This is a genomic window from Mailhella massiliensis, from assembly GCF_020741395.1.
Classification (GTDB): domain Bacteria; phylum Desulfobacterota; class Desulfovibrionia; order Desulfovibrionales; family Desulfovibrionaceae; genus Mailhella; species Mailhella massiliensis_A.
Window position 1 is genome coordinate 1 of the sequence record NZ_DYZA01000185.1, and the last position, 7879, is coordinate 7879.

Sequence of the window (7879 nt, forward strand, 5' to 3'; positions counted from 1 at the left end):
TGGATACGCGCGTCGGCATGAGCAAAGCCTGCTCCCGGGTTCATGACGGAGAACGCGGGATTGGTATTATACTGCTCGTTCAGGCTGAGGTAGCCCCAGGTGTAGCTCACACCCGCACTCACGGAGAACACGTCGTTGAGTTTAAAGGCTATGTTGGGATTGATGGTGCTGGAGAGCAGCGTCACGGATTTGATGCCGCTCGAAAGAAGCGTTCCGGCAAGAGCAGGCTCTCCCTTGAACATCGTCCAGTTGTCCGGGAACTGGGAGCCGAGGCCGTAGCGGGTAAAGGCCCCCACGCCTATCCACACTCTGTCGCTCAGCTGATGGGTCACATAGAAGTGGGGGATGGGCCAGGCCTGATCGGAGGTGGACACCGTTTCACCGGTATGGTTGCGGGTGATATCGAAGTTCAGCATGGAAACGGCAAGGCCCATCTGGGTGGCCGTACCGGGAATCTGGGTGATGCCCGCGGGGTTGTAGGCTACGGCGGAAGGATCGTCCGCACGGGCCACCATGCCGCCGCCGGCGCCGCCGCCGAGGCCCATGCCTCGCGCGCTCCATTCAGTGACGGCAAAACCTTCGGCAAAAGCGCCGGAAACGCTGCCCGCTACCAGCCCGAAGGCAAGCAGGGCGGAAGCGACACATCTGACCTGAGCGCGCGCGACACAAAAGAGAGCGCGCATCACATTACGAGATACGTTCATGGAATCCTCGAAATTGGGATGATTTTCCCGGCTTGAGCCGGAAAGGCACACTTTTCCGAACAGAGCACGAAACATGCTCCGAAACCGGCCTCTCTCCGGCATCGGAAATAATGCATCCGTTATGCCTATCCCTCTTTGTAAAAAAAATAAACCGTTATTTTATGGTAGATTACTACTTTTTTTCATCAAAAATATGATAAAAAAGCATATCCGTCTCTCTTCATGCCGAAGCCCGGAGGGGGAAAAACGGCTCCATCTCTTGCAGGGCAATACTTTTCTGCCACTCCGCCCCGGAAAGCGGAAAAAGGGATATGGAACTTTTTTCCCCTTCCTCTGCCTTCCGAAAGAATTCCCCGGGATAAAAATTTTCAACAATCCGACAAAAAAGGAACCCTCATGCGGGACGGATCCAGATAAAGCTGCCCTGCCTTCCGTCCTCGCTGCCCATACGCCGGGCATGACGGTAGGAAAAGAACATTCGCCAGTTCTCAAAGGTGCACAGGTCAAGGCTGAGGATACGCCCGGGCAGTAAGCCCGCACTTTCCAGCTGGCTGCGGGCAAGTTGCCACAAATCCACGCTGCGGCATGCCTCCTCGTACCAAGGAAGATACTCCTGCCCCCATTCCTCAGCGAAGTTCACGAATTCCGAGGCCGCCGGGCCGAGGCTCGGCCCGCGCACGGCCCACAGATCGCGCGGCTCAAGGCCGTAATGGCCGCAGAACTCCTCCACGGCCTTTTGCGGGTAGCCCTGCCGGTTGCCTCTCCACCCTGCATGGACGGCCATGACGAAGCGCCCCGAGGCATGGGCCACAAGGATGGGCTGGCAGTCCGCCGTCTTTATCATGAGCGCGAGATCCGGGCGGGAGGTGGCCATGCCGTCGGCCTGTTCCACGGGCGGCTGCCGGGGCGGCTGAGCTTCCGGTTCAAAAATGGTGCGCGTGCCGTGCACCTGATGTACCTCGGCAAAAGCGCTGACACCGAGCAGGGAAGGAAGGGAAACGCGCCTCTGTTCGGAGGCTGCCCTCTCCGCCCCTCCGGCAAGGGAGACGCTGCCGAAAGCGCGCAGGGAAAAGGCGCAGCCCACGCCGGGAAGGCCCGGGAACTGAAAGGGGATCATGGCTGAAAGCAAAGCAGTTCCTCCTCGGTGCATACGCCCCCCGCGGGCATGTCCCACCCGTCGCGGGGCAGGCGGGGGAAAAGAAGTTCATGAAAGGCAAGGCCCACGCTGGAGCAGTCCGCGCGGGAGAGCAGGCGGTCGTAATAGCCGCCGCCGTAGCCCAGGCGGAAGCCCTCACGGTCGAAGGCCAGAGCGGGCACGACAAGCAGCGTCTCCCGCCCCGCGCGAAGCTCCTCATCGGAAAGCAGGCGGGAAGAAGGCTCCTCACGCGGTTCAAGGATGCCCAGGGGAGATTTCTCCAGCCCTTCCGGCCCGGCACAGGCCACCATGTCCATAACGCCCGGCTCTCCCCTCCGGCAGCGCGGCAGAAAGACCTCACGTCCTTCCGCCCAGGCCCGGGCAAGCAGAAGAGCGGTATCCGCCTCGCCTTTTATGGCCACATACAGCCCGACGCGGCGGCTTTCCGCCCAGAGCGGGCTTTCCAGAAGCCTGTTCTGCATGCGCGCACAGCGTTCAGCTCCAGTCTTTCCGGCGGCAAGCACCCTTCTTCCGACCAGAAGGAAGTGACGGAGGGCCTTTTTCTCAAGCCCATCCAGCTCCACCCTCTGGGGACGGCCCGCATTTGCGGCGGGAAAACCGGCATCGTCATAAAAGAAATCCATAAAAAACGCCCCCCTGCCTTTCCCGCTCAGATTTGCCCGCCTTTCCCCCTTTGTCAAACGGAAAAAAGTAGTCTATAGTGCGTGCAGCAGAACAGTTCTGCGGATATTTTCGTCCGCGCCAGCGGAAAAGGATTTTCCCTCCATGCCAAGCCCCGTTCCGGAATCAGCCCCGTATATTCCGGGCTGTTCCTCTTCGTCGGCGCGTCTCTCGCGCTTTGCCGGCTCTGCGGATTCAAGCGACATGCCCTCTTCCGGGCGTGTCTGGGTTGTGCTTGGCGACATTCACGGTTGCATCCGCCGTGCGGGAAACATCCCGGAGCTGGAATATGCGGCCGGAGTCATTCTCACCGGCGACCTGACTACGCTGGGAGGCGTTGCCGCCGCCCGCACGGTGATCGAGGCCTTTCAGGCCGTGCATCCCGTCATCCTTGCCCAGATAGGCAACATGGATCGCGCAGAGGTGAATGACTGGCTTGAGGCCAAGGGCATCAACCTGCACCGCAATGTGCGGGAACTGAGCCCGGAAGTCGCCCTGCTCGGCGTGGGCGGCTCCACGTTCAGCCCCTTCGGAACGCCATCGGAATTTCCAGAGGCACGTTTTTCGGAATGGCTGGAGGACCTTGCGCGCCGCGCTTCCCACTACAGGGAGCTCGTGCTGGTGGCGCACACCCCTCCGTACAACACCGTCTGCGACCGTACCGACGGGGGCCTTCATGTCGGCTCCACCGCCATACGGGATTTCATAGAGGAATATCAGCCCGCCGCATGCCTGTGCGGGCATATCCATGAATCCGCAGGCATACAGCGCGTCGGGCGCACGCTGGTCGTCAACCCCGGCTCCTTTTCCACCGGGGCCTATGCCCTGTTCACGCTTGACGAATCGGGCGTAAGGGCCACGCTTCGCAGGCTCGCGTAACTCCGACGCCGCATTAATTTTTTGAGGATCACATGAGTCAGAATCCCGTTCTTCCTGAAGAGAACAACGAAGAAATCAATACCGCAAAAACCCGCCGCACCAAAAAGGCCCCTGAAGAAAGCGCGCAGGCCGCACCCGAAGAAAAAAAGGCCGCCCGCCGCACCCGCAAAAGCGCTTCCGCCGCCCACGAGGACAGTGCGGAAGAAAAAAAGCCCCGCCGCCGTACGGTGAAAAAAGCCGAAGCCCCCGAAGAAGGAGCCGAAGCGGAAAAAGTTCAGAAGGAAAAACCCGCCCGCAAGCCCCGCTCCCGCCGCGCCTCCGGCGCCGAAAGTGTGCAGAGCCCGGCAGAAACTCAGGCGGAAGGCCTCATTCACATAGGCTCAGCGCTGGTGCTCGACGACATGCTTCCCCCTTCTTCCATGACTGTGGAACAGGAGGTCGAAGCTCCTGCACCGGAAAAAAAGCGCCGTGCGAAAAAAAACGTCAAAGCCCATGCGGTTGAAGAAAGCAGCCCTGTGCAGGAAGCTGCGGCCGATACCCCCATTGCGGAAAAAACTCCTGAGGAACCCGCTCTCTCGGAAAAGAAGCCCCGCGCCCGCCGCACTTCCCGCAAGAAGAAGGAAGCCGGAGCTCAAACAGAAAGTATTTCTGAAGAAAAACTTCCCGAGGAAGAGGAAGCCGTCATCCACGTAGGTTCCGCCCTGGTGCTCGACGACATGCTCCCCCCTTCTTCCATCATGCCCGGGGAAGAAGTCACGCAGGAAGAAAAAACACTCCATAGGCAGGAAGAGGATGAGCCCTCCCTTCCCGCTGAAGGCGAAGCCCTTCTGGATGAAGACAATGTCGGCAATCGGGTTGCCCCCGCCGGGGATGAGGAAGAAAACGGACTCTGGCAGGATGACGGCATTGTCACCAATATTCTGCCCTATCCCGGAGAATTCGACGATAACCGTCAGCATCCACGCTCGCGCCGCGGCCGCAAAAACCGCGACGCACAGCCCGCGTTCAACGGTTCTCCTTATCTGCCCTCCTCCTACCAGCAGAACTTCTACGATCAGTCACAGACTCTGGTGTCCGACTCCCCCTTCGGCAACCGTAAAAATCGCGGCAAGGGCAAAAATCGTAAGAATCAGGGCGTGCCCGGTCTGCCGGATGATTTCGACTTCAATGCCGCCATGCTGAACGACAGCGTACTCGGCGTAGCTCTCGGCCGACAGGAGGAAGACTTCATCCCTGAAGACGACGGTCCGCAGCCGGCCCTGCCCGGCCAGCCTGTGGCACAGCCTCTTTCCGTCGGCGATATGGCGGAAGAAGACCTTGCAGCCCTGGATGCCGCCGTCAACGGCAACCGCATCGACATGCCCCAGTCCGCTTCCCAGAAGGAAGGACGAGGCAAGGGTAAGAACCGCAAAAACCAGAAGGAAGAAAAGGCCGAAAAGCCCGCCCGTGCGGAAAAGAAAGTCGAGGCCGAGGAAGCCGCCCGTGCGCGCCGCGTGCTCTACGTCAGTGTGGTGCCCGACGAACAGGTGGAAGTAGTCATCACCGAAGACGGGCAGGTTACCGAATACTTCGTGGAAATGGCCCACCAGGTCAAAATACGCGGCAACATCTACAAGGGTATCATCAACAACATCGACACCAACCTTCAGGCCGCCTTTGTGAACTTCGGCAACGGCAAAAACGGCTTCCTGCAGATCGACGAAGTGCACCCGGAATATTACCTTGTACCTCACGATGCAACCCACGGCCCCAAGTACCCCCCCATCCAGAAAGTGCTGAAGGTGGGACAGGAAGTACTGGTACAGGTGGTCAAGGAGCCTTCCGGTACCAAGGGCGCCTTCCTTACCACCTGGATCTCCATTGCCGGGCGCTTCCTCGTGCTCACGCCGGGTCAGGAACAGATCGGCGTTTCGCGCAAGGTGGAAGACCCGGAGGAGCGAGCGCGCCTCAAGGACCTTCTGAACGGCATACAGCCCGGCGAAAACATGGGCGTCATCATCCGTACGGCCAGCGAAGGCGCGAGCAAGGCCAGCATCCAGCAGGACCTGCAGTACCTCAAAAAACTCTGGAAGGATATTCAGAAAAAGGCCCCCACGGAAAAGTCGCCCTCCCTCATCTATCAGGAAGCCGACCTCGCCACCCGTTCCGTGCGCGACTACCTTTCAGAAGACATTGTAGAAATCTGGACGGATGATGAAACCACCAAGGCGCGCGTGGAAGATATCGCCAGGCTTATCTTTCCCGACCGCGCAGGCGAAATCGTCAAGCTGCACAAGGATCAGCGCCAGAGCCTGTGGGAACGCTTCAACCTGCTCCGCCAGCTGGAAACCGTGACCAGCCGCGAAGTAGTGCTCCCCTCAGGAGGCCGCCTTGTCTTCGACCAGACCGAAGCGCTTATGGCCATCGATATCAACTCCGGCAAGACCCAGGGCAAGACCAACTTCGAGGCCATGGTCTTCCGCACCAACATGGAGGCGGCCGAAGCCATAGCCCGCCACCTGCGCCTGCGCGACATAGGCGGGCAGGTAGTCATAGACTTCATAGAAATGCGCGACAAGAACCATTGCCGCGAAGTGGAGCGCACCCTGCGCAACGCCATGCGCAAGGACCGTGCCCGCCACGACGTGGGCCACATGAGCTCCTTCGGTCTGCTGGAGCTGGTGCGCCAGCGTACGGGTACCTCCGCCATTTCCATTTCCTGCGAGCCCTGCCCCCACTGTCACGGTACGGGCGTGCGCCGCAACATGGAATGGCAGTCGCTCCAGGCCCTGCGCGACCTGCAGAGCAAGCTGTGCAAGGCACAGGACAACGGCAAGGGGAAGAAGAATGAAAAGACCGAGCCGGCCACCTTCATCTATGAAAGCGACGCGGAACTTGCTCTGTACCTCCTCAACCGCAAACGCGACCGCATCGCGGCCCTTGAGGAAAAGTTCGGCGTACACATTGAAATCCGCCTGAAGTAGCGCCCCTATGGGGCGTATCCCGACGCAACGCTCTGAGCATGAAGGCCCTGCCCCTTTCGGAGCAGGGCCTTTTTTCGAGGAAATCCATGCTGAGAACCTTCATCGTCCTTCTGATCCTCGGCCTCTGCGGCTTTTACTTCTACCAGAAGCAGCAGGAAGAAATGCCGCCCGAACTTTCCGCCCCCCGCACCGTGGATGAATCCGCCCTGAGAGCTCTGAAACAGAGCCTGCCCGCCGTGATTTTTGAAAAGGATATTCTGCCCGCCATAGAACAGAACCGCAAACAGGGACTCACCCCCGGTGAAATCGACCATCTTCTCGATAAACTGGACACCATAGGCCGGGCGCTCGGCGGCAACGTGTCGGCAGCTGTGGAAAAAGCCGCCGAAGCCATAGCGCCGGACCAGTTCCCCAAAAAAAGCCTGGGGGAACATGCAGCCGACATAGCAGGCTCCCTGATCCATGCCCTCGGCGAAGGGCTGAAGTCCTGCCTGCCCGCGCTCAAAACCATGGCAGGGGAACTTTTGCAGGCACTGGCCTCAGGAATTTCCTTTCTACTCGATCAGACCGCCGACCTCATAGGCGGAAAGTAAAAGTGTGCCCGCCACTTTGCGGGCCGTAAAGCCCCCTGGCCCCTCTATGCCGGTTGCCACAGTCTTTCTCCTCCGTATTCCCCACCCGATCCTGTACATACCCCCTGCCGTCCGCATCCTGCCCAATATGCGGCCGTGGCCCTTCCGCAGCAACACCTCCTCCTGGAGACTATCCTTGGAAAACGTGCATAACAGAGAAGGCCGGCTTCTCACCGTGCCGGCCTTCCTGTGAAGAAACGGAGACAAATCCATGGGGCGACAGCCCTACTTCGCCGCCGCTTCACGAGCCATGGCGCGCTTTTCCCACAGCTTCATATCCTTCATCTTCTGACGGCGGGCACGCTGGAGTTCCTTGCAGGTAAGAGGGGTCCCCTTCTTGAAGCCCCATTTGGCACGGTAGGAAGCAGCATCAAGGCCATGGAGAATAAGATGTTTCTTGGTAATAACCTTGAAAGTCTTGCCGCATTCCAGGCAGACAATGCTCTTTTCCTTGATGGAACGCTTGGGATCGACAGCAGGAGCCTCAGAGCTGGGGCAGGCCTCTTCCACTTCTTCACAGCAGTCAAGTTTCTTGAGCTTGCTGGAAAGAGAAGAAATCATTTCTGCCATTTCATCCTCAGACATGACGCGGACGGACGCCTGCGCCTTAACCAGTTCTATAGCGTGCTTAAGATAATCTTCCATATTGGCCTCCTTATAAGAAAATAGTATATCTTATGTAAACGCAATCAGCTTTTCTGTCAAATGCAAGGAAAGAAAAAATGCTCTTTTCGACATAAAAGAGGTATGCCGCCCTTTTCCTAGTGCCGCAATGAAATTCGCGCCTATAAGAGCATGTGCTCCATGGATCTGCGTCAGAAAAAAGAATCACTTTTTGTGAAAGAATGGATGAGCCAGTCAAACTACGTTTCCCTGAAACACACA

At 58.8% G+C, this 7879-nt stretch carries 7 protein-coding genes; 3 read left to right on the forward strand and 4 right to left on the reverse strand.

Features of this window, described 5'->3' with window-relative positions; translation table 11 throughout:
* The 3 genes from K8W16_RS09155 to K8W16_RS09165 all read right to left on the reverse strand — a co-directional run.
* The coding region (locus tag K8W16_RS09155) for an OmpP1/FadL family transporter (protein ID WP_304122845.1) at nt 1-704 on the reverse strand (704 nt) is incomplete at its 3' end.
* A gap of 394 nt (nt 705-1098) precedes the next feature.
* Nucleotides 1099-1833, reverse strand: a complete 735-nt coding sequence (locus K8W16_RS09160) for a polyphenol oxidase family protein (RefSeq protein WP_304122846.1) — start codon at nt 1831-1833, stop codon at nt 1099-1101.
* On the reverse strand, nt 1818-2483 hold the full coding sequence (locus K8W16_RS09165) for a 5-formyltetrahydrofolate cyclo-ligase (protein ID WP_304122847.1): 666 nt from the start codon (nt 2481-2483) through the stop codon (nt 1818-1820). Before K8W16_RS09165 ends, K8W16_RS09160 begins: the two co-directional genes overlap by 16 nt.
* A 142-nt stretch (nt 2484-2625) precedes the next feature.
* Here K8W16_RS09165 and K8W16_RS09170 point away from each other — a divergent pair, with 142 nt between their 5' ends.
* The 3 genes from K8W16_RS09170 to K8W16_RS09180 all read left to right on the forward strand — a co-directional run bounded on the left by K8W16_RS09170 (nt 2626) and on the right by K8W16_RS09180 (nt 6955).
* Complete coding sequence (locus K8W16_RS09170; RefSeq protein WP_304122848.1) at nt 2626-3399, forward strand: metallophosphoesterase; 774 nt, start codon at nt 2626-2628, stop codon at nt 3397-3399.
* Between the two features lie 32 nt (nt 3400-3431).
* Complete coding sequence (locus tag K8W16_RS09175) at nt 3432-6362, forward strand: Rne/Rng family ribonuclease (protein ID WP_304122849.1); 2931 nt, start codon at nt 3432-3434, stop codon at nt 6360-6362.
* 86 nt (nt 6363-6448) lie between these two features.
* Nucleotides 6449-6955: a hypothetical protein gene (locus K8W16_RS09180; protein WP_304122850.1), complete on the forward strand. Its 507-nt coding sequence runs from the start codon at nt 6449-6451 to the stop codon at nt 6953-6955.
* A 264-nt stretch (nt 6956-7219) separates the two neighbouring features.
* Here K8W16_RS09180 and K8W16_RS09185 read toward each other — a convergent pair whose 3' ends face one another.
* Complete coding sequence (locus K8W16_RS09185; protein WP_304122851.1) at nt 7220-7639, reverse strand: MucR family transcriptional regulator; 420 nt, start codon at nt 7637-7639, stop codon at nt 7220-7222.
* Between the last annotated feature and the right edge of the window lie 240 nt (nt 7640-7879).